The 22,498-nt window shown below is 37.3% G+C and carries 24 protein-coding genes and 1 tRNA gene; 11 read left to right on the top strand and 14 right to left on the bottom strand.

Annotated elements, in window-relative coordinates:
• Window positions 1–16: 16 nt before the first annotated feature.
• The 6 genes from PXG98_RS05605 to PXG98_RS05580 all read right to left on the bottom strand — a co-directional run bounded on the left by PXG98_RS05605 (window position 17) and on the right by PXG98_RS05580 (window position 4,076).
• The gene (locus PXG98_RS05605; RefSeq protein ID WP_276389462.1) at window positions 17–625 is read right to left on the bottom strand and encodes an ExbD/TolR family protein; all 609 of its coding nucleotides are present in this window, start codon (window positions 623–625) and stop codon (window positions 17–19) included.
• An 11-nt stretch (window positions 626–636) separates the two neighbouring features.
• Window positions 637–1,080 carry a hypothetical protein gene (locus PXG98_RS05600; RefSeq protein WP_276389460.1) on the bottom strand — a complete coding sequence of 148 codons (444 nt, stop codon included), beginning with the start codon at window positions 1,078–1,080 and terminating at the stop codon, window positions 637–639.
• A 24-nt stretch (window positions 1,081–1,104) separates the two neighbouring features.
• Window positions 1,105–1,890 carry a MotA/TolQ/ExbB proton channel family protein gene (locus PXG98_RS05595; protein ID WP_276389459.1) on the bottom strand — a complete coding sequence of 262 codons (786 nt, stop codon included), beginning with the start codon at window positions 1,888–1,890 and terminating at the stop codon, window positions 1,105–1,107.
• 193 nt (window positions 1,891–2,083) lie between these two features.
• Window positions 2,084–2,171 (bottom strand) — tRNA-Ser (locus PXG98_RS05590).
• 68 nt (window positions 2,172–2,239) lie between these two features.
• The gene (locus tag PXG98_RS05585; RefSeq protein ID WP_276389458.1) at window positions 2,240–3,268 is read right to left on the bottom strand and encodes an asparaginase; all 1,029 of its coding nucleotides are present in this window, start codon (window positions 3,266–3,268) and stop codon (window positions 2,240–2,242) included.
• A 40-nt stretch (window positions 3,269–3,308) separates the two neighbouring features.
• On the bottom strand, window positions 3,309–4,076 hold the full coding sequence (locus PXG98_RS05580) for a TatD family hydrolase (RefSeq protein WP_276389457.1): 768 nt from the start codon (window positions 4,074–4,076) through the stop codon (window positions 3,309–3,311).
• Window positions 4,077–4,113: 37 nt separating this feature from the next.
• Between PXG98_RS05580 and PXG98_RS05575 the strand changes: the two genes are divergently transcribed.
• The gene (locus PXG98_RS05575) at window positions 4,114–4,557 is read left to right on the top strand and encodes a retropepsin-like aspartic protease (RefSeq protein WP_276389456.1); all 444 of its coding nucleotides are present in this window, start codon (window positions 4,114–4,116) and stop codon (window positions 4,555–4,557) included.
• A gap of 3 nt (window positions 4,558–4,560) precedes the next feature.
• Here PXG98_RS05575 and odhB read toward each other — a convergent pair whose 3' ends face one another.
• Window positions 4,561–5,781 carry a 2-oxoglutarate dehydrogenase complex dihydrolipoyllysine-residue succinyltransferase gene (gene odhB, locus PXG98_RS05570; RefSeq protein WP_276389454.1) on the bottom strand — a complete coding sequence of 407 codons (1,221 nt, stop codon included), beginning with the start codon at window positions 5,779–5,781 and terminating at the stop codon, window positions 4,561–4,563.
• A gap of 4 nt (window positions 5,782–5,785) precedes the next feature.
• Complete coding sequence (locus tag PXG98_RS05565; RefSeq protein ID WP_276389453.1) at window positions 5,786–8,605, bottom strand: 2-oxoglutarate dehydrogenase E1 component; 2,820 nt, start codon at window positions 8,603–8,605, stop codon at window positions 5,786–5,788.
• A 97-nt stretch (window positions 8,606–8,702) separates the two neighbouring features.
• On the opposite strand from PXG98_RS05565, the gene PXG98_RS05560 reads away from it, so the two are divergent.
• On the top strand, window positions 8,703–9,230 hold the full coding sequence (locus PXG98_RS05560; RefSeq protein ID WP_276389451.1) for an alpha-ketoglutarate decarboxylase: 528 nt from the start codon (window positions 8,703–8,705) through the stop codon (window positions 9,228–9,230).
• 21 nt (window positions 9,231–9,251) lie between these two features.
• Here PXG98_RS05560 and PXG98_RS05555 read toward each other — a convergent pair whose 3' ends face one another.
• The 3 genes from PXG98_RS05555 to PXG98_RS05545 form a co-directional block, all read right to left on the bottom strand.
• Window positions 9,252–9,605: a hypothetical protein gene (locus PXG98_RS05555; RefSeq protein WP_276389450.1), complete on the bottom strand. Its 354-nt coding sequence runs from the start codon at window positions 9,603–9,605 to the stop codon at window positions 9,252–9,254.
• A 42-nt stretch (window positions 9,606–9,647) separates the two neighbouring features.
• Window positions 9,648–10,664: a UDP-glucose 4-epimerase GalE gene (galE, locus tag PXG98_RS05550; protein ID WP_276389448.1), complete on the bottom strand. Its 1,017-nt coding sequence runs from the start codon at window positions 10,662–10,664 to the stop codon at window positions 9,648–9,650.
• A 94-nt stretch (window positions 10,665–10,758) separates the two neighbouring features.
• The gene (locus PXG98_RS05545) at window positions 10,759–11,913 is read right to left on the bottom strand and encodes a DegT/DnrJ/EryC1/StrS family aminotransferase (RefSeq protein ID WP_276389446.1); all 1,155 of its coding nucleotides are present in this window, start codon (window positions 11,911–11,913) and stop codon (window positions 10,759–10,761) included.
• 96 nt (window positions 11,914–12,009) lie between these two features.
• Between PXG98_RS05545 and PXG98_RS05540 the strand changes: the two genes are divergently transcribed.
• The 8 genes from PXG98_RS05540 to cls all read left to right on the top strand — a co-directional run bounded on the left by PXG98_RS05540 (window position 12,010) and on the right by cls (window position 19,796).
• Entirely contained in the window at window positions 12,010–13,245 is a 1,236-nt protein-coding gene (locus tag PXG98_RS05540; protein WP_276389444.1) for a 3-deoxy-D-manno-octulosonic acid transferase, read from the top strand.
• Between the two features lie 107 nt (window positions 13,246–13,352).
• Window positions 13,353–13,562, top strand: coding sequence for a hypothetical protein (locus PXG98_RS05535; protein WP_276389443.1), 210 nt, complete (start codon window positions 13,353–13,355; stop codon window positions 13,560–13,562).
• Window positions 13,563–13,614: 52 nt separating this feature from the next.
• Complete coding sequence (locus tag PXG98_RS05530) at window positions 13,615–14,967, top strand: sugar porter family MFS transporter (protein ID WP_276389441.1); 1,353 nt, start codon at window positions 13,615–13,617, stop codon at window positions 14,965–14,967.
• A gap of 139 nt (window positions 14,968–15,106) precedes the next feature.
• Entirely contained in the window at window positions 15,107–15,235 is a 129-nt protein-coding gene (locus tag PXG98_RS05525) for a hypothetical protein (protein WP_276389440.1), read from the top strand.
• 251 nt (window positions 15,236–15,486) lie between these two features.
• Complete coding sequence (locus tag PXG98_RS05520; protein ID WP_276389830.1) at window positions 15,487–16,449, top strand: TRAP transporter substrate-binding protein; 963 nt, start codon at window positions 15,487–15,489, stop codon at window positions 16,447–16,449.
• Window positions 16,446–16,907 (top strand): TRAP transporter small permease, encoded by a 462-nt coding sequence (locus tag PXG98_RS05515; RefSeq protein ID WP_276389439.1) that lies wholly within the window; start codon window positions 16,446–16,448, stop codon window positions 16,905–16,907. Before PXG98_RS05520 ends, PXG98_RS05515 begins: the two co-directional genes overlap by 4 nt.
• Before the next feature lie 2 nt (window positions 16,908–16,909).
• Window positions 16,910–18,205 (top strand): TRAP transporter large permease, encoded by a 1,296-nt coding sequence (locus PXG98_RS05510; RefSeq protein WP_276389437.1) that lies wholly within the window; start codon window positions 16,910–16,912, stop codon window positions 18,203–18,205.
• Window positions 18,206–18,317: 112 nt separating this feature from the next.
• A complete protein-coding gene (cls, locus tag PXG98_RS05505) occupies window positions 18,318–19,796 on the top strand; it encodes a cardiolipin synthase (RefSeq protein ID WP_276389435.1) in 1,479 nt (492 codons plus the stop codon).
• A gap of 138 nt (window positions 19,797–19,934) precedes the next feature.
• On the opposite strand, the gene PXG98_RS05500 is transcribed toward cls, so the two are convergent.
• Complete coding sequence (locus PXG98_RS05500) at window positions 19,935–20,105, bottom strand: DUF6747 family protein (protein ID WP_276389433.1); 171 nt, start codon at window positions 20,103–20,105, stop codon at window positions 19,935–19,937.
• Between the two features lie 577 nt (window positions 20,106–20,682).
• On the opposite strand from PXG98_RS05500, the gene PXG98_RS05495 reads away from it, so the two are divergent.
• A complete protein-coding gene (locus PXG98_RS05495) occupies window positions 20,683–20,805 on the top strand; it encodes a hypothetical protein (RefSeq protein WP_276389432.1) in 123 nt (40 codons plus the stop codon).
• A gap of 275 nt (window positions 20,806–21,080) precedes the next feature.
• Here the strand turns inward: PXG98_RS05495 and PXG98_RS05490 are convergent, their stop codons facing one another.
• Together PXG98_RS05490 and PXG98_RS05485 are read right to left on the bottom strand one after the other, a co-directional pair.
• Window positions 21,081–21,950, bottom strand: coding sequence for a phosphatase PAP2 family protein (locus PXG98_RS05490; protein WP_276389430.1), 870 nt, complete (start codon window positions 21,948–21,950; stop codon window positions 21,081–21,083).
• 100 nt (window positions 21,951–22,050) lie between these two features.
• Entirely contained in the window at window positions 22,051–22,377 is a 327-nt protein-coding gene (locus PXG98_RS05485) for an ArsR/SmtB family transcription factor (protein ID WP_276389429.1), read from the bottom strand.
• Window positions 22,378–22,498: the final 121 nt, after the last annotated feature.

Genomic DNA, 22,498 nt, shown 5'->3' with positions numbered 1-22,498 from the left:
TTTACTCTTTATGTTTTTAGTTACTAGTCGAAGTTTCGGCCTCTGATAATTTTTGAGGAAACAACTCTTGGATCGTTTTTACTTTTTCTTTTAGCTCCTCACGAACGCTTGAAGGTGTTTCAGGATTTAAATATTCCGCTTCCATATCAGTGAAATCAACTCCGTACAACCTCTGGGCTTCTCTATTACGCAAGTCGTTATAGGCCCCAACTAATTCATTTTGAACAGTAATATAAGTCCCGTATTGCGTTTCCCTATCGTTCTTAAGAGAGATAATAGCTTTAGACGGATTGTCTGAAGAACTTTCATCCTTAGCACCTTTACAATAATTACAGGTTTTATCCCCACCATTATCTAAAAATGCAATAGTCTTTTCTCTTAAATCATTCAAATTAAGAAGTTCCTCTTCCACTAATAACTGACCATCCTTATTTATGTTTACAGTAAAGATGTTCTTTTGCTTAATTACCACATTATCCTCTGGCGGCTCCATTGGGGGTAACATCCTATCCAGTCCTGCATCTGTTTCAATAGTAGTAGTTACTAAGAAAAAGATAAGAAGCAAGAAAGCGATGTCTGCCATAGATCCTGCATTAACTTCTGGTGGTCCTCCTCTTCTAGGCATAGCTTTAAATTTTATTTATTAGTCATTTTCTTGAATCCTCCGTAAAGCATTGAACCTACTGCTATTACTACCAGCAAGAAAAATACATTAAGACCTGTTCCAATTCTCTTTACTGTAGTTTCAGAAGTTTCAATACCTCTATTTGCCATTTCCTCCAGATTAATATCTGTTCCGTCAGCCAAGACGTAAGAAATAACAACTACCAAAAGAAAGCCCCCAACTACCATTAAGGTTTTCTTTAAACTTTTTGGATTAGCAAATAAGTTTTTTAAGGTAAAAAGAAGACTCACAGCTACTGCTATCGCCAAAAGAAGATAAGTAATAATGAACATAAAATTCATTGCACCACTATTTACCGCCTCAGAGGCTGGCACATCTCTTCCTGGCAACTGATACCAAAGTATAGCTGACAATACACCCAAAACTATCAATACTATTTTTATTATTTTACTCATAATATTAAAATTTAAGGGTACAAATTATTTTTTGTGATCTACCAACATATCGATCAAAGTGATCGAAGAATCTTCCATGTCATTTACAATACTGTCTATTTTAGCAATGATATAGTTATAGAAAATCTGAAGTATAATAGCCGTAATAAGACCAAATACAGTAGTCAATAATGCTACTTGAATATCACCCGCAATTAAGGAGGCACTCAGGTTACCCACTGCGCTAATCTTTTGGAAGGCTTGTATCATACCAATAACCGTTCCCATGAAACCAAGCATTGGTGCAATAGCTATAAATAAAGACAACCAAGAAACATTCTTTTCTAATTGTCCCATTTGAACCCCACCATAAGCGATAACCGCTTTTTCGGCAGATTCGATACTTTCATCAGCTCTATCCAAACCTTGGTAATAAATAGAAGCAACCGGGCCTTTTGTGTTTCGGCAAATCTCTTTTGCAGCCTCTACGCCTCCAGAAGAAAGTGCATCTTCAACCTGCTGCTTAAGCTTTGCGGTATTGGTGCTTGCCATATTTAAATAAATAATTCTTTCAATAGCCACTGCAAGACCTAAAATCAAACATAACAATACAATGCCCATGAAGCCAGCACCACCTTGTATAAATTGTTCTTTTAAAACTTGAGTAAATCCTTTTGTGCTTTCTGCGGCTGCATCATCCTGCAACATTACAGCAACCGTAGCCATTGATGATGATAGATTGGAAACTACTGCGTTTGCTTTTGCGCTTACCGTATTTGTACTTAGAACAAATAGCCCAGCCATAGCTAGGATCGAGAATAATCTTTTCATTTCTTTCAAACTTAAATTTAGTTAGTTAATAGGGTTAAAGATAAAAAAAAAATGCAATTAAAAAATTAAAAGTTGCTACTTCTAAAATGAATAGGTAGATAATAAAATTTCCTAGACTTGCATCACAGACAAAAAACGCTGACCGCCCTTCCTAAACCTTCTAAGAAATACGAGGCATTTTTTAGTCAACTTGCAGAGAGGAAGGGATTCGAACCCTCGATACACTTTTGGTGTATACACACTTTCCAGGCGTGCGCCTTCGACCACTCGGCCACCTCTCTATTCCTATTATTTCAGGGCGGGCAATAAACAAAAAAAAATTAGTTTAAAAAAACTTTAGAACTATATTTTAAGTCATTTCCCCTCGTAAAGAAGTTTCGAAAATTGTTTGAAATGATTTGCGGGATACACCATTCCCTAAAAGATACATTATTTTGGTTATGGCTGCCTCTGTGGTTATGTCGCCACCACTTATTACTCCCAGCTTTTTTAGCTCTTCACTGGTCTTATAATTCCCCATTAAAACGGATCCGCCAGTACACTGGGTTACATTAACTATATGTATTCCTTTCTTTATTGCATCTTTGAGCATATTAAACAGCCATTCCTGTGTTGGGGCATTCCCGGCACCATAGGTTTCTAAAATAAGTGCTTTAAGGTCTGGGGTGTGTAAAACAGCTTCCAGAAGTTTTTGATTAAGCCCGGGAAAAAGTTTTAATATTGCCACATCTGAAACCAAATTCATATGTACCTTCAGCTTTTTCTTCCCTTTCGATTTTAATAAATACTCTGAATTGATTTTTAAATGAACTCCAGAAGTAGCTAGGGGAGGGAAATTTGGCGAATCAAATGCCTCAAAATGTTCTGCATTTACCTTGGAAGTTCTATTAGCCCTGTATAGTTTGTACTCAAAATATAAACAAACCTCTTGAACAACGGGGGTTTCGTTCTTATTTAAGGCGGCAATTTGTATTGAAGTTATTAAATTTTCCTTGGCATCTGTTCGCAAATCTCCAATTGGCAATTGAGACCCCGTAAAAATCACTGGTTTGGCAAGGTTTTCAAGCATATAACTCAGCGCAGAAGAGGTATAGCTCATAGTATCGCTACCATGAAGTATAACAAAACCATCATAGCTGTTATAATTGTCTTCAATGATCGACGACAGTAATACCCAATCCTTTGGGGTCATATTGGAAGAGTCTATTGGTTCCTCAAAAGATATACTTTCAATCTCGCAGTCCAGCTGGCTAAGTTCGGGGATATTATCCTTCACTTTGTTAAAATCAAATGGTTTTAAGGCACCGGTTTCATAGTCCTTTACCATTCCTATGGTACCCCCAGTATAGATTAATAATACCTTCGATTTTACTTCCATTTGATTCTCTTCTAATTAATCCTTTATTAAAGACTTTCTATTACAAACCAAAAACATTTTTAGAGTTTTGGGTGGTCGCCTCAATTATTCTTTCGGACTCTAGATTGTAGATGTCCGACAGCTTATTAACAACATTGTGAATATAATGAGCCTCGTTGCGCTTCCCCCGAAATGGAACAGGTGCTAAATAAGGAGCGTCTGTTTCCAAAACAATATGCCTCAAATCTATTTCACTTAGAAATCTATCAATCTTACCGTTTTTAAAAGTAACCACCCCACCAATTCCTAGCTTCATATTAAAATCAATAGCGCGCAGTGCTTGTTCCTTGTTTCCCGTAAAACAGTGAAATATTCCAAATAATTTCTCGTCTTTTTCCTCTTCCAGTACTTGAAAAATCTCGTCAAATGCCTCGCGACAATGAATTACAATAGGCAAGTTATAGGCTTTTGCCAGTTGAATTTGTTTTTTAAAGGCGAGCTTTTGTTCCGATAAAAAAGCTCTGTCCCAATACAAATCAATACCGATTTCCCCAATGGCGCAAAAAGATCTTAATTCTAAATTATCCTCAACATGCCGAAGCTCATCTTCAAAATTGTCTTTTACATGAGTCGGATGAAGGCCTGTCATTAAGAACATATTCTTGGGATAAGATTTTTCTAAATCATACATTGCCTGGGTATATGTAGAATCGATTGCTGGAATAAAAAAACGCTCCACGCCTGAAGCAAGAGCCTTCTCAATAACTTCATCCCTATCCTTGTCAAAGGCCTCACTGTACAGATGAATATGGGTATCGGTAATGATCATAGAGCAAAAATAGGATTATCTTTGTCAAAAAGCAGTCATGTCGAGCCTTAAAAAGATCTTATTAAAAAAGGGGTATGTAAAAATACCTTTGGTGGTTACCGCTAGTAATCACTTGGAGGTTTTTGCAAAAATCAACAAGGTTAAGGGAAGGTTTATTTTGGATACTGGTGCATCTAACACCTGTGTTGGTTTAGACAAAATTGATTTCTTCCATCTAGTATCCATAGATTCGGATGTTTTGGCGGCCGGGGCAGGCGCAACGAATATGACCACAAGATTGTCCCATAACAATCATTTAAAAATAGGAGACTGGAAGAAAAAAAATCAAGAAATTGTATTATTCGATCTTTCGCATGTAAATACCGCCTTGACGGCGCACAACGCTTTACCAGTTGATGGTATTATTGGCGCCGATATACTGCTGCAATCAAAGGCATATATTGATTATAAAAATCATTGCCTTTACCTGAAAAAAAAATAGAATTTATAATTCCAACGCTCTCTTAACATCCCCACCCATTAAGAGTTCTGTAGGATTTTCCAGGGCTTCTTTTACAGCCACAAGAAAACCGACAGATTCCTTTCCATCGATGATTCTATGGTCATAGGATAAGGCGACGTACATAATAGGTGCAATTTCTACAGCGCCATTTTTTACTATTGGTCTTTCCACAATATTGTGCATCCCTAGGATACCACTTTGAGGAGGATTAATTATTGGCGTAGACAACATAGATCCAAAGACCCCACCATTTGAAATTGTAAATGTTCCACCTGTCATCTCATCCACGGTAATTTGGCCATCTCTAGCCCTTATGGCCAGACGTTTTACTTCTGCCTCGACACCTCTGAAACTAAGATTTTCTGCATTTCGGATTACCGGAACCATAAGTCCTTTCGGGCCGGATACGGCAATAGAAATATCGCAGAAGTCAAATGAAATCATTTCCTTTCCATCAATCATTGAATTAACAGACGGGAACAATCCCAAGGCTCTAATAACCGCCTTGGTAAAAAACGACATAAAGCCTAAGCTAACCTCGTGCCTTTCCTTAAAAGTTTCTTTATACTCTTTTCTCAAGGCAAAAACTGCTGTCATGTCTACCTCGTTAAAGGTGGTCAACATGGCTGTTTCATTTTTTGCAGAAACTAGTCTTTCGGCAACTTTGCGACGAAGCATGGACAACTTTGTCCTTTTTTCCCCTCTGTTGCCTCCTGTAGGAGTCCCCATAGAAGGAACTGCTTTTATGGCATCTTCTTTTGTTATTCTTCCATCTCTTCCTGTTCCGTCTATAGAGGTAGCATCTACCCCTTTTTCATCTAAAATTTTCTTGGCTGCAGGGGAAGGAGATCCGGTGGCATAAGATGCTTCTTTTTTGCTCTCTTCAGCTTTTTCCTTTTTTATATCGGGCTTTACTTCATTCTCTTGTTTTACTTGTTTGGCACTTTCGCTCCCCTCTGGCTTTTCTGCACTGGTATCAATAAGACAAACTACCTCTCCAACAGCTACAGCATCACCTTCCTCAGCTTTTAACGTAATTATTCCACTTTCCTCAGCAGGTAATTCCAAGGTGGCCTTGTCCGAATCAACCTCAGCAATTGCCTGATCCTTTTCTACATAATCTCCATCACTAACCAGCCATTCTGCTATTTCTACTTCTGTAATAGATTCTCCCGGAGACGGGACTTTCATTTCTAAAATCATTCTTTTACGAATTTGTATTATTTTCTTTTAACTTTTTTCGAGTCATATTGTCCTTGGTCTTATCAAAAACATAGTCAATTACTTGCTGATGTCTAGCCTTAGAACGAACTGCACTTCCGGCAGCTGGTGAGGCATAAAAACGTCTAGAAGCAACACGGAAGTTTCGGGCTTCCGAAAAATGTGTTACTAAATGACTCCAAGCTCCCATGTTTCTTGGCTCTTCCTGGGCCCAGACAAAATCATCCGCCTTTTTATACTTTTTAATAACTTCCAATAGTTGTACCTCAGGTACAGGAAATAATTGTTCAATTCTTACAAGTGCTACATCTTTTCGATCATTTGCTTCTTTAAAAGCCAATAAATCGTAATAAAATTTTCCCGTGCAAAAAACAACACTTTTCACAGATGCAACTTTAGCCGTTTGGTCATCTATTACTTCCTCAAAAGAACCGTCATAAAAATCTTTAGCGCTGGAAACGGCTTTCGGGTGTCTTAACAGACTTTTGGGAGTGAAAATTATTAGCGGTTTTCTAAAACCAGCCTTCATCTGCCTCCGTAAGATATGATATATACTTGCAGGAGTACTGCAGTCTGCAACGTACATATTATCTCTTGCACAAAGTTGCAAATACCTTTCCATTCTTGCCGAGGAGTGCTCAGCTCCCTGTCCTTCATAACCATGCGGCAATAATAAAACTAAGCCGTTCTGTAGCTTCCATTTATCCTCCGCGGCAGAAATATACTGGTCAATCATAATCTGAGCTCCATTGCTAAAATCACCAAATTGGGCCTCCCAGATAGTCAAAGTATTTGGACTAGCCATGGCGTAACCATAGTCAAAACCTACTACACCGTATTCAGACAACAAGGAATTATATATTTGAAATTTTCCCTGCCCTGATGTTAAATTATTAAGCAGCATTATTTCTTCTTCACTCTCCTCCACCTTCATAACCGCGTGTCTGTGAGAAAAAGTTCCTCTTTCTACATCCTGTCCAGAAATTCTAACATTAAAGCCTTCTTCCAATAAGGTTCCATAGGCTAGCAATTCTCCCATAGCCCAGTCCAATTTATCAGATTCAAAAAACATTTTTTTCCGATCTTGAACTAGTCTTTCCACTTTTCGCAGAAACTTCTTATCCTTGGGTAGCTCTGTAATTGTCTTGGCAATTTCGCTCAGCTTCTTTTTATCATAAGACGTATCTACTTTGTCCATCATTTCCCATTCCCGAACATTCTGAAATCCACTCCATTCGTCGGCCATAAATGGGGTTATAATAGTTTTATCTTCTTTACGTGAATCAACCAATTCTTCCTCGAGACTGGCCTTGTATTCTATTTCTAAATTCTTAACATAATCCGCATCAATTATGCCCTGCTCTATTAATTTTGCAGCGTATATATCTCTGGGATTCTTATGCTTTGCAATAGCTTTATACAGCTTAGGTTGGGTAAAGCGAGGTTCATCTCCTTCATTATGGCCATATTTTCTATAACCCAACAGGTCTAAGAAAACGTCTTGTTGAAAGCGCATTCTGTATTCCAAAGCAAAAAGTGACGCGTGCACAACAGCCTCCACATCGTCTGCATTTACGTGCAGTACTGGGCTAAGGGTTACTTTCCCTACATCGGTGCAATAGGTAGAAGATCTGCCATCCAGGTAATTAGTAGTAAATCCAATCTGATTGTTTACCACAATATGGACGGTCCCATTGGTTTTATACCCATCTAACTGAGCCATTTGTACCAATTCGTAAATTAATCCTTGACCAGCAATAGCTGCGTCGCCGTGCACAACAATAGGCAATACTTTAGAAAAGTCCGTTGGATAATGAGCGTCCTGTTTAGCCCGTGCTATCCCTTCCACCACGGCACCTACAGTTTCTAAGTGAGAAGGGTTAGGGGCAATATTCATGTTAATCTTGTTCCCATTATCTGCTTTTCTATCTGAAGTCCAGCCCAAATGGTATTTTACATCGCCATCAAAAATCTCCTGCTCGTAGTCTTTGCCATCAAACTCGCTAAAAATATCCTTTGCAGATTTTCCAAAAATATTGGTCAGCACATTCAGTCGACCCCTGTGGGCCATGCCCATTACAAACTGTTTAACCCCAAGCTCGGCAGCTTTCTCTACAATAGCATCAACGGCGGGAATTAAGGACTCATTTCCTTCTAAAGAAAATCGTTTTTGACCCACATATTTTGTATGTAAAAACCCTTCAAAAGAAACGGCCTGATTAAGTTTCTTTAAAATGTGTTTTTTACGAGCAACATCGTATTTTGGATGGTTATCGTTAACATTAATCCAATCCTGAATCCATTGTACTCTTTCTGGTTTTCGGATATACATATATTCCACACCGATAGCATCGCAGTAGATTCTTTTTAAATGACTAACTATATCCTCTAAAGTATTTGGGCCAATTCCAATTACTTCTCCCGCACTAAAAACCGTATTTAAATCGTCCTTTGTAAGTCCAAAGTTTTCCAAATCTAGTGTAGGAACATATTTCCTTCTGTCCCTAACTGGGTTTGTTTCGGTAAACAAGTGGCCTCTAGTTCTATAAGCATCGATTAATTTTACTACTCTAAACTCTTTGAGTAAGTTTTCTGGAACTGCCACAGTTTGTCCATTAAGACGTATTTCTGTCTCGGAGACATTACTATCTAACAAATCATCCAAACTGTTTTCGATACCAAAGTCGAACCCTTGAAAAAAAGCACGCCAACTTGGTTCAACACCATCGGGATTATTTAAATACCGATCATATAGATCCGAAAAAAAAGAAGGATGAGCTGTGTTTAAAAAGGAATACTTATCCATGAACACAAATTCTGCACGTTATAAAAATTTCCATCAAAAATACAATAATTAATAGTTTATGAGTTTATATAAAAGTGTATATATTTAAAAAAAAGCCATGTCTTCATATAAAAATTGTCTAAAGAACTTTTTAATAATCACGGGAATACTAGTTTTTAGTGTCAACCTATGCAGTGCCCAGCAGCAGAAAAGTGACTTTTGGCAAAATGTAAGATTTGGCGGTGGTCTGGGTCTTGGGTTTGGAAATGACAGTTTTTATATTGGAGTCTCTCCTAGTGGCATTTATCAAGTAAGTGACAAATTCGCTACCGGTCTTGGGTTAAATTTTAACTATTCTAAATTCGGTGATTCAGAATTTACGGCCTATGGAGCCAGCTGGTTAAACTTCTTCAATCCAATACCACAAATACAACTGTCGGCAGAGCTACAACCCCTTCGTGTGAGTACTAATTACCCCTCCAATTTTCCAGATTTGGATGAAAACTATTGGACTACAGCCTTATTTCTAGGCGTTGGGTATAGCACCCCACATGTGACCTTTGGAATACAGTATGATGTTTTATACGACAGTGGTCGAAGTATTTATTCTGATCCTTGGATTCCTTTTATTAGGGTATACTTTTAATGGCAATCCAATCTATGATTTTCAGGTGTAAAAGTTCTTGTACCAGACCTTTTGCCATATTCTCTTTAATATTAAAAACGTAAGCTCTTCACTAGTGGTAAGAACGTTCTTGTTGGCGTTATTAATAAAATAATTCTCCGGCAAATCAACTATGTAAAGAAGGTTTACAAATTGCTCTTTTTCTTCCTCAATTAATCGTTGAACTTCATTTAATAGTATCCTCTTAAGTTCTCTTGGTTCCGTTGTCAGATCCAAGTCTAGCTCAATATTGGCTAAACTAAAATCTTTTGTTAATTGTCTTAAGAGAGCCTTATAAAGATCTTTGCTTTTGGCCAGTTCAATTAACTCTTCTGTACTTGCAGCCATTGGAAGCATAACTATAGTAAGTCTTAATAGTCGTGGGTTAACATTTTCTAACTAGGATCTAATTTTTAATTCCCAGTCCCAGGCAGATTTCATTGCCTCATCAAGAGAGGACTCCGCCTTCCAGTTTAACACCTGATTGGCTTTGGTAGTATCGGCATATGCAGTTATTACATCTCCTTCACGGCGGTCTACTATCTTATAACGCAAGGGTCGCTCTGCCACTTTTTCAAAGCTTGAAATGACTTCTAAAACGCTACTCCCGGAACCGGTCCCTACATTAAAGACCTCATAATTTTTATCATTATCCTTCTGAAGGATACGCTGCATGGCAACGACATGTGCTTTAGCCAAATCTACAACATGTATATAGTCTCTGACACAGGTCCCATCGGGTGTTGGGTAGTCATCCCCAAAAACAGATAATTCCTCTCGTAATCCAACTCCGGTTTGGGTAATAAACGGCACTAAATTTTGAGGAACCCCTACTGGAAGTTCTCCGATATGAGTGGACGGATGTGCCCCCATTGGATTAAAATATCGCAGGGAAATTGCTTGTAATCTAGGAGTCACTTTACAGGTATCTCTTATAATTTCTTCCCCAATCTGTTTGGTGTTTCCGTATGGGGATTCTGCTGGTTTAACCGGTGCGCTTTCTGTTATAGGCATTTTATCTGCCTGACCATAAACTGTACAAGAAGAGCTAAAAATAAAATTAGAACTCTCGAGCTCCAGTATTTCCTGCAGAATATAAATTAACGTATTTAGGTTGTTTTCATAATATAGCAAGGGTTTTTCCACACTTTCACCCACTGCCTTGGAGGCAGCAAAATGAATAACTCCGCCTATATCGTTATGTTCCTTAAAAAATTGGTGAACTGCTGCTTTATCTCTAAGATCCATTTTCTTAAAAAATGGCTTTACACCCGTAATCTCAGTTATTCCTTCAAGCACCTTTACCGATGAATTCGAGCAATCGTCTATTATCACTACCTCGAACCCATTATTTTGTAATTCCACTACGGTATGGGAACCAATAAAACCCAAGCCTCCAGTTACTAATACTTTCATAAAAACTATATAAATTGTAAGATGTTCTATGCTTTCTAACGCTTAAAACTTGGTTTGAAGTATAATGAGACATTTGGAATGTTAAAAAACAGGCTTAGGCGTTCAAAAAATCCACAATTGTCGTTGCAATATAGGCGATCTGCTCATCGTCTAATTCCGTATGCATTGGCAATGAAATGACCTCTTTTACTAATTTGTTTGTAACCGTAAAGTCAGCCTCTTGGTAACGCTCATCAACATATGCTTTTTGCCTGTGCAGGGGAATTGGATAGTAAATACCATGTGGAATACCTTTATCATTTAAATGAGCAGCTAAAGCGTCTCTTTTTCCACCAAGTATTCGTAAGGTAAATTGATGAAATACATGGCAGTCGCATACCTCACAGATACCCTCACAATTCTTGTTAGCCCTGGGCAAAATAATTGCAGGATGTCCTTTAAGTGCAGCCATATATTTTGAAGCTGCTAGCCTTCTCCTGTTACAATAGTTGTCTAAATGCGGTAATTTTGCCTTTAATACTGCAGCCTGTATGGTATCTAATCTGGAATTAACGCCTACTACATCGTGATGGTATCGGGTATACATACCATGATTTACAATTCCCCTTATGGTGTGGGCCAGGGCATCATCATTGGTGAATATGGCTCCTCCATCTCCATAGCACCCAAGATTTTTAGAAGGGAAAAAAGAGGTTGAAGCGATATGCCCAATACTACCTGCCTTTTTCTTTAAACCACTGCTTGAAGTATAGGTTGCTCCAATCGCTTGTGCGTTATCTTCGATCACAAACAGATTGTGTTTCTTGGCAATATCCATTATAGCATCCATATTGGCACACATCCCAAAGAGATGCACAGGAACTATTGCCTTTGTCTTAGGCGTAATTGCCTTTTCTATAGCAATAGGATCTATATTAAAAGTATCTTCTTCAACATCAACCAATACAGGAGTTAAATTAAGCAGGGCAATAACTTCTACCGTAGCCGCAAAAGTAAAATCGGCTGTAATTATTTCATCTCCAGGCTTTAATCCTAAACCCATCATGGTAATTTGTAAAGCATCTGTACCATTGGCGCATGGAATAACGTGTTTTACACCTAAATAATTTTCTAAATCCGATTGAAACTGATGGACCGCAGGTCCGTTAATAAAGGCCGCTGAATTTAATATTTCCTCGATTGATTCATCAACTTCTTCCTTTATATCTTGGTATTGGCCAACTAGGTCGACCATTTGAAGTTTTTTCATTATAACTATTTAATAGGGATAGTAAAATTACAAAAATAAGTGACCGATGGCAATGAATCTGACAAAGAAGCTTAATTTAGCTCCAAATCAGATCTTGTGTTTTTCTTATATAATTTTTTAGGAACGGTACTCTCCTTTTTACTGAGATTTGTTGCCTTGTTTAGTTCTAAAATTGAACTATTTCTCCATGGGAGGAAAGATTTGTTCAAGTTGCTAAAAAAGAGGATCGATCCAAATGACAAAATTATTTGGATTCATGCAGCTTCCCTTGGAGAATACGAGCAAGGGCTTCCGGTTTTAGAACTATTAAAACAAGAATATCCTTCACACAAATACCTTATTTCCTTTTTTTCGCCTTCCGGATTCGAGGTAAAAAAAGATAGTCATGAAGCAGATTACATAACCTATATACCTCTTGACACCAAAAAAAATACAAAAAGATACTTAGACACTGTTAATCCTGTTCTTGCTGTATTCATTAAATACGAAATTTGGCCAAACATGCTGCAACAGTTGTCTAAAAGGGAAATTCCCAGTATTTTGATATCCTCGATTTTTAACAAAAAACAAACCTATTTTAAATGGTATGGAGGGTTTATGAGAAATGCACTTTTCAAATTTGAACATATTTTTGTGCAGAATCTTGAAAGTCGGGCCTTATTAAATGCCATTGGTTATAATGAAGTTACAATTTCTGGGGACACCCGCTTTGATAGGGTCTCCAAAATACTATCCCAAAAAAATAAACTAGATTACTTAGACACTTTTAAGAAAGACACCTTTTGTTTCGTAATGGGAAGTACTTGGAAAGAAGATGAAGAACTCCTCATCCCTTATATAAATGGAAATGATAGTAACGTATCTTTTATTATTGCACCACATAAGATTAGTAAGGATCATTTGCGACATTTAAGTGAAAAAATAACCAAGAATACGCAGTTGCTTTCAGAATATATTCAGACCAGGACCGAAAAAACCGAGGTTCTACTCATAGATTCCATAGGGTTATTAACAAAAATATATGGTTACGCAGACCTGGCTTATGTAGGAGGTGGGTTTGCTACCGGCCTTCACAATACCTTAGAACCAGCAGTTTTCGGAATACCAGTACTTGTTGGACCCAGGTATCACGGCTTTAAAGAAGCAGAAGATTTAGTGAAACTGGGAGGGATAATCTCTATTTCCTCTTACAAGGAGCTTTCTAAAACCGCCGACACTTTTGTTAAAGACAACGAATACTGCAATAAAATTGGACATATTAATGCTTCTTATGTTCAAAATAAGACGGGAGCAAGCGTCCAAATTGTGACGCATATACGTAAATTACTCTAGATTCTATCTTTAAACGGGTACGATCGTATCACCTTTTGTTGGTCCGATTTGCGTTTAACTCCTATGATGCCCTTCCCTTTTTTGGATAGACCATTAAAACGACTTAGATGAAATTTGCCCCTTTTATTATCGTTTTTACTCTTTTATATTTGATAGGTTGTAAAGAAAAGGAACCTAAAACAAAAAGAACTTCCCCAAAACAGGTGACGCCTGCTCAATTCCAAAAGCCGTCAAAAGACCAGAATGAGCTTCCCAAGGAGAAGGATAAAAACTCTCTTTTACTCGATTCTCTGAAAGCTCGTACCGCGTCGCTCTAATTCATTTGGATTGCGCATATTTTTTTTCCTAGCTTTACCAAAACCAACATTTATGGATAAGAGACTTTTTCGCATTTCACTTACAGCGGCGTTAGCCGGCTTCTTATTTGGCTTTGACACTGTGGTAATAAGTGGGGCCAATTTACCTATCAAGGAATTATGGAATACTTCTCCTTGGTTTCATGGCACCTTCATCATGTCTATGGCTCTTTGGGGCACGGTTGCCGGCTCTTTATTGGGCGGTATCCCTTGCGACCTCTTTGGAAGAAAAAAGACCTTATTCTGGATTGGTGTTCTGTATTTTGTCTCAGCCATGGGTTCTGCATTAGCGGTAGATCCTTATATGTTCTCATTTTTTAGATTCGTTGGGGGCTTAGGAGTTGGTGCCTCTTCAGTGGCCGCTCCAATTTATATATCGGAAATATCTTCTTCTAAAAATAGGGGGCAACTAGTAGCTCTGTATCAATTCAACATTGTTTTCGGAATTTTTTTAGCCTTCATATCTAACTATTTATTAAAAGGTTTTGACGGGGCAAACGATTGGCGATGGATGCTAGGTGTTGAAGCAATTCCTGCGCTTATTTATAGCCTTTTAGTAATAAAGATACCCAACAGTCCTCGCTGGTTGGTTATTACGAAAAAAGATGAGAAAGCAGCTTTAGAATCCTTAGAATTCCTATCGAATGACAAGCGTGCTAAAGATAAGTTAGAGGAAATAAAAAGCAGTTCCACAGAAGACAATGAGAAGGAAAGACTTTTTACGGCCAAATACAAAACCCCGTTAATACTGGCCTTTTTACTTGCTTTTTTTAATCAATTATCAGGAATAAATTTCATTTTATACTACGCTCCAGAAATTCTAGAACGGGCAGGTCTGGCTGCCAAAGAATCCCTGTTTAGCTCCATCTCTATCGGTATTGTAAACCTATTATTTACGCTGGTTGGGATACGATTAATAGACAAAATGGGGAGGAAACAACTTATGAAAATAGGTTCTTTAGGATATATTCTTAGTCTTTCTATGGTTGGATGGTGCTTTTATACCGGCGCAAGTTCTACCCTTTTATTAGTATTCATTCTCGTGTTTATCGCTTCCCATGCTATTGGGCAGGGCGCCGTAATATGGGTTTTTATATCCGAGATCTTTCCGAATAAAGTCCGAGCATTTGGGCAGGCATGGGGCACAGGTATACACTGGGTTTTTGCCGCAATAATTACATTAATAACACCTATTTTTTTAGACGCGAATGATGGTGTTTTTAAAGATAATCCGTGGCCTATATTTATTTTCTTTGCCTTTATGATGGTTCTACAACTCCTTTTTGTGGTATTTATGATGCCTGAAACCAAAGGAATCTCCTTAGAAGAGATAAGTAAAAAACTAGGAATTACACAAGAAAAGTAGATAATTCTACCCGCTGCTATTCTGCAGAAACGGCTCCGCTATTCTCTTGATAAGCTTTATTTTACTTTTGGTCGAAATAAGACACTAGGATTATAAAGGATTACCATTATTGAGTAAATTGTTGTAAATTATATGAATTATGGAAGATCAAATGACTTATGGGACAAAGATTCTTAATGGATTCTTAAGTGTCATGGTAGTAGTTTTGGTTCTGATATTAGTAGCTGTAGTAGTATGCCTTATTTTGGCAGGCCTAGGCTTCTTTTAGAACCGTTATGGTACCATATTCCCCTGATCTTACCACTATTATTAACCTACAATTATTACCACTATACCCTACTCCTCTTAAAGATATAGGAGTTAGCATCTTATACTAAGGCACTTTAAAAAAGATGTCTCGGTTTAATAAAGGGCTTCTATTGAAGCTACTTTAGGATCGATATTCGTGATTCGTTGCTTCTATATAATAAAACAGCTATATTCACAAATAATCTTTATAGCCTGTACCCTTTGCACCGTATTTATTTTATACCTCTACTCTCTCTTCTATTTTTAGGATGCTCTGCCTTAAAAGAATACAAGACCATTAAATTAGCCCATGGACTTGATGTTAATCATTCTGTACATCTTGCTATGGTAATGATGGGGGATGATTTATTGGAGCGGTCAGGAGGTAAAATAAGAGTAGAAATTTATCCCAACCAACAACTTGGAACAGAAAGGCAATGTCTAGAATTATTGCAAATAGGTAGCTTGGATATGACCAAGGTATCTGTTGGAGTTTTGGAGAATTTTGCCCCCAAAACAAAAGTTTTAGGTCTTCCTTTTCTTTTTAGAGACCGGGAGCATTCCTTTCGAGTATTAGATGGCCCTATTGGTAGATTACTATTAGACGACGGTATTAAATACAGGTTAAAAGGCCTGGGGTATTATGATGCCGGGAGTAGGAGTTTCTACACTAAAGACAGGCCAATTAATGCCCCAGAAGATCTAAAAGGCCTAAAAATCAGAGTCATGGAGAGTGCTACTGCCATTGAAATGGTAAATGGTTTAGGTGGCTCCCCAACCCCTATATCATGGGGAGAGCTATATACTTCGTTACAGCAAGGTGTTGTAGACGGAGCAGAAAACAATCCTCCAAGTTTTTATCTATCCCGGCATTATGAAGTATGTAAATATTATTCCTTAGATGAACATACCGTGCTTCCAGACGTACTCCTGGCAGGCACACATTTGTGGAATAAGCTTAGTGCGCAGGAAAAGACATGGTTAACTGAATCTATAGAGGCTTCTGTTGCTTATCAAAGAGAATTGTGGATGGCTTCGGAGAAAGAAGCTTTAGAGGCGGTAACAAAGGCAGGGGTGACTATTATTTATCCAGACAAGTCATTATTTGCTAAAGAATTAGAAGGATTGCTTAGCCAGTATAAAGATAATGATGAGATGTACAATATCATTATGGAAATTCAGAATACTAAATGAAGCTTAGAACCAAAATAGACCAAATTCTAGGAAAGACTCTAGTACTAATAATGAGCCTTATGGTTATCAATGTTCTATGGCAAGTGTTTAGTAGATTTTTTTTAGGAGAACCCAGTTCATTTACAGATGAGCTGGCGAGATATTTAATGATATGGATTGGCATCTTGGGTGCGGCTTACGTGGCTGGTAAAAACAAACATGTTGCTATTGATTTTTTTCCAAAACGTTTGTCCACTAATATGCAGGCGAAATTACTTTTTGCCGTTAGAATAATTGTTATTCTATTTTGCTTGTTCGCTATGGTAATTGGTGGCTTTCGGTTGGTCTACATCACTCATATTTTAGACCAGTATTCGCCTGCTTTGCAAATTCCTTTGGCGTGGGTATACATGTGCATACCAATAAGTGGCTTGCTAATTATCTATTATAAAATAACCGATATTCTATACCGTAATTAACTATGGACTATATTCCAATTTTAGTTCTTATTTTTAGTTTTATAACTCTTTTAGCCATAGGTACTCCTGTTGCTTGGAGCATTGCCATTTCTGCCTTATTAACCATGCTGGTTAGTATCCCATTTATGCCAGCCCTGACAACCGTGTCGCAAAGGATTGGGACAGGCCTAGACAGTTTTGCACTGTTAGCCATTCCCTTTTTCATTTTATCCGGAGAGCTAATGAATAAAGGGGGCATAGCCCATAAATTAATTGCCTTTGCAAAAACCTTGGTGGGTGCCCTACCAGGAGGATTGGCTCTAATCAATATAATATCTGCAATGCTGATGGGTGCAATAGCTGGTTCTGCTATGGCTTCTGCTTCAGCTATGGGTAGTATTTTAGGTCCAGAAATGGAAAAGGAAGGATATTCTAAAGAATTTGGAGCAGCAGTAAATATTACTTCCGCCACCACGGGGCTGCTTATACCCCCCAGTAATGTTTTAATTGTTTATTCCTTAGCCAGCGGAGGGGCCTCTATTGCAGCGCTTTTTCTTGCCGGTTATATCCCAGGCATATTAACCGGAGTATTACTTATGACCATTGCATCTATTTGGGCTAAGAAAAAAGGGTATAAACTTGGTCAAAAAAGCAAGTTAAAGTCTGTTGTAAAAACGTTTATTGATGCGCTGCCCAGCTTGTTTATGTTAGTGGTGGTTATTGGCGGGATTGTTACGGGCGTTTTCACTGCTACCGAGGCTTCGGCTGTTGCGGTGCTTTATAGTCTCGTCCTAGGTATTATTTACAGAAAAATAAACACTAGAAATATTTCCCAAATTTTTCTGGATTCTGCTTCCACTACAGCCATTGTTATGTTACTTATAGGAGCATCTATGAGTATGTCATGGGCGTTGTCGTTCGAAAATATTCCACAGGATATTAGCAATGGCTTACTTAATATTAGTGATAATAAAATTATCATTTTACTTATCATAAACCTGATTCTCTTAATAGTGGGAATTTTTATGGATATGACGCCGGCTGTATTGATATTTACACCCATATTTTTACCCATAGTAACAAAACTTGGGCTAGACCCTGTTCACTTTGGAATAATCATGATATTGAACCTTTGCATAGGTCTGTGCACGCCTCCGGTAGGGTCGGTTTTATTTGTTGGAGTTGGCATTGCAAATACAACAATAGAAAAAGTTATAAAACCCTTAATCCCATTGTTTTTGGTAATGATACTAGCCCTGTTTTTAATCACTTATTTCCCCTTTTTAAGTCTTTGGCTACCCGGGGTTTTTGATTTATAGAAAAGCATGAGGTAAGATCTAAAACGTTGAGATTGGTTAAATTATAATGAGCAAGAATAGGATATAAAACCGGAAGATAGGACAAACCAAAGATTATTTATTCTGACAAACTATGTGGCTTATAGATTTTTATAAAACCTCTCCAATGATGCTGGCGTTTACCGGCCTTTATCTTTTATTATACGTCTTTAGCCTTGTGAAAGTGCTACTTAATACCCATTCAACACCAAAAACCCTGGCCTATATCCTGTTAATTACAGTTGTCCCAATTATAGGAATGTTTACCTATTTCTCTTTCGGGGTCAACTACAGGCATAAGGCTTCCTCTAGAATAACAAAAAGCCACCACAATTTAATAAGTAAAAACTTTGCATCCATTATAAAGGATAATACCTTAGAGCTTCAAAAAAGCAACGCCGCTCTTCTAGGGAAATACCATAATCTTATTCATTTTATTTACTCTTTGGGCTCCGAATATCTCAGTCTAAATATTTTCCATCTGCTCTTAAATGGAGAAGCAAAATTTCCAGAAGTTTTAAAAACCCTGACCGCCGCGCAGTCATCTATCCATATGGAATACTATGATTGGGAAAACGATGTCAGGGGCAATCAGATAAAGGAAATCTTATTAGACAAAATAGACCAGGGTGTTGACATAAGAATAATGTATGACGACTATGCCAGTAGAAAGATTAAACACAATATCGTAAAGGAGTTAAAGAATGCGGGAGCAGAAATATATCCCGTTTTAAAAGTAAAATTAACCGCCTTTGCCAATAGACTGAATCATAGGGATCATAGAAAGGTCATTATAGTAGATGGACATACCGGATTTGTTGGAGGCATCAATATTTCCGACCGTTACGATAACTCTATAGACACGGGATTGTATTGGAGAGATACACATATCAAAATAATTGGAGAAAGCGTGTATAATCTACAACGACATTTCTTAGTGAATTGGAATAGTTGTCAGGAAAACGAACTTACATTAAACCCTAAACTCTTCCCTCCTATTCCAACAATTACAGAAGGAAATAGGCAGGTTATTTCCCAAATTGTAGCAGGTGGGCCCATATATCCTATCTCCAATATAATGCTGACCTACTTTAAAATTTTCACCCACGCAAAGCAAAAACTATATATTACAAATCCTTATTTCATACCTAGTGATAGTATTTTAGACGCATTGAAACAGGCCGCCATAAGTGGTGTAGACGTTAGAATTATGATGCCAGAAAAGTCGGATTCTGTAATTGTTGGCGCAGCATCAAAATTCTTCTATAATGAAATACTAGAGGCTGGAGTAAAAATATATTTATACAAAAAAGGATTTGTTCATGCGAAAACGGTAGTTGCAGATGGGGATTTAAGTGTGGTAGGCACTGCCAACATGGACATCAGAAGTTTTGATTTAAACTTCGAAATTATGTCGATTAACTACGGAACTGCTTTGGCTTCGGAATTGGAAACCTCCTTTATTAATGATCTCAAAGATTGCAGAGAGGTCTCTGTTAAGGAATGGAATTCCCAAAGCAAGTTTATGTTTTTGCTATACTCCATTGCCAGATTAGTCTCGGCATTCCTTTAGAGTAGTGAGGAATCGAAATAGAATTTTCCAGGAATTCTGGTATCTATTTAAGCAAAATACTCAAAAGTACCAACGAAGCGGCTAAAAAGGCACTACTAATAAAAGTAAAAAGATAACTCTTTTTGGTTTCCATAGGCCCTAATCAAATGCGAATCCTGTGAAAACTCTAAACAAAAAGGCATATACTACTATAGAAAACATGGACATAGTAAACCACATAAATCCTTTAAAATAGTTTCTGACCATAAAGCTTCCCAAATTTCTAAATCCTTCCAAATAGATATTTCTTATAAGTAATGCTGTCTTCATAAAATCTTTTTTAATTAAATAATTATTTGTTCTTCTAAAAAATAGATCCCGTATTCCACATATATAACCATGCAACACAAGCGATACTAAAACAGATTAAAAAACGTCCTACTTCAATTAAATCAATACGTAGTTTCATAACTATTATATTTTGCATTTATACCCTCAAATGTAAATGGCCCAATAAAACTTCTTATTAAATTTGGACAAACAACAGGGGAAGACAGTTAAAATCCATAGAAATCTCCTTTGGTCTGGATTTATAAACCTTTTAAAGAACTGCTTCATACAAGCAAGATTCGTTTAAATGTCCTAAAAGTGCCGGGACAGGTATATGAATGATGCTTCTTCCTTTGATAAAAGATAAAGTGGCCCGGAATATTCGAATCTTCTTTATTAAACCCTCTGGCAATTGCCGGTACTCTATAAGAGTTCTATGGATGCTGTGCATAGGAGATAATAAGCCCTCTGCCCTGTTAAACTTCTCCCAATAAAGTAATAATACGAGAAGTTTTACGTCTAACAGACTAACAAATTAGGGTGTATTGCATTCTTATAAAAAGTAAAATTTAGAATCATGAATAATAATAAAAAACAATCTCAGGAAAAAGGGTCGGGTTTAGACTATAACCCAAGCAGGCATATGAGCTGGAAAAATCATCGCAGGCATATGGGCGTAAAACTGATACGTTTTTCTTAAAAAAGGAAATAAAAAAGGGGGCTAAAGCCCTCTTTTTTTGTGCCTATCGCCACTTCTTCACTTGGCTTATAACTGTTCAACTACACTACCAATCTTTTAATCAACACCGAAGTAAACTGCCGTCTGAATACCTCCTGGCTTATAATAGATCAATTCGTGCCAGAGGTTTTATGATAGAAAAAAAGTGAGGTGTTTGAATTTCTGCTGAATTCTTTTGGAGACTTCAGGCTTGTATACAGTAAACTATGCCGCTTGCTTTGTATCGTTTATTGAATTTAGTTCCATTCTGCCTTGGCCTTTTCCAAATCTTTTTTGAATTCCGGATTATCTGTCATTTTTACAAGCATAGTATGCGCAAGTACTCGGGCAGCTTCTTCATCACTAGGATAGTGAATCCCCATAATCTCTCTTGAATGACCAACTTCAAAAGCAACAGCTAAAAATTCTGAGCGTTTTTCGGGTAATAATTCGCTCCAGACAAAAGCCTGAATATATGCCCAAAGTGTATGACCACTTGCAAAGGATGGTGATCCCATTTGTTGCATATTATGGAGCTTAGGCTCTAATAAATAAGGTCGGGCTCTTAAGAGATGATATTTTACCGTGAATTCCATAATACGCATATCTCGTGTCACTCCGGCGAGCAGCTTTAAGGTATTAGGGTAGTTGTCTAATGCGGCTTCCTTATTAGTTACTTCTTCATACTCCCAGAACAAATGATCTGCATTTTGTCCCAGATCATTTGTGTTCTTTTCAAGAGGTGGCCAATATCCTATTTTTGCCAACTGTAAAACTCTGGCTTCAGAAGCTGTTGTTCTCTCCTTTTCTAACTTTAATAGATAGGTTAGTTCTGCCCTAGTTTGTTCCGAGCTATTTGCAGGAAATTCAAAGCTTGTTTTTAATGTTGCCACTTGTTCCTTTGTAAGATAACTAGGTTCAATACCTATATACTGTCTTCCGGGCATACTGCCATCCATAGGAAAACTAATTGCATCTAAATTGGAATACATAGGATTAGCCTCCTTGTTTAACTTTTGTAATTTTTTGTAATGCGCACTAACGGCTTCCAATTCATGAATTTCCTGTGAGGATACTTTTCCGGCAAAAACAACAAAAAGAAGTAGTAATAGGGTTGGTGTTTTCATAAAATAGTTTTTATATCGCTTATTAACGATATACGAATTTATATTAAAAAGTCGGTTAAATCAAGAGTTGTGTTATAAGATTCTGTTAAAAAGAAAAACCTTATAAAAAATCCAAATCGTTCTTAAACTGATTAAGTAGGTCTATATTAACATAGTAAAAGGTAAACTTATCTTTACTTTCGGTCACAAACAGACCGCAGTTTTTAAGAATTTTTACATGCTGAGAAATGGTAGACTGTGAATAGTTAAACATATTTACCAGATCTTTATTACATGTTTCATTATCAACACCCTGTCCACTATTTTTGGTCTTAACATACCTGAACAGTGCAACTCTTAATGGATGCGCCAGGGCATCAGCAATCTCGGCAAGTGCAATGTCCTTATCGCTTATATAATCGCTGGAAATATCAGATCGTATTCTCATAACATATAGCTTATTGCAAATATATCATTAATTGATCTATGAAAATACTGTCCTTTTATTTAGTACTGGACCTATTGTTTATGAGCTTGGCAAAGGAGAATACAATAACTATTTTTAGAGG

Origin of the sequence: Eudoraea chungangensis (assembly GCF_029360665.1) — a bacterium.
GTDB classification, from domain to species: Bacteria; Bacteroidota; Bacteroidia; order Flavobacteriales; family Flavobacteriaceae; genus Eudoraea; species Eudoraea chungangensis.
Note: the sequence above shows the minus strand (reverse complement) of the source record. Positions and strands in the feature narration are given on the sequence as shown.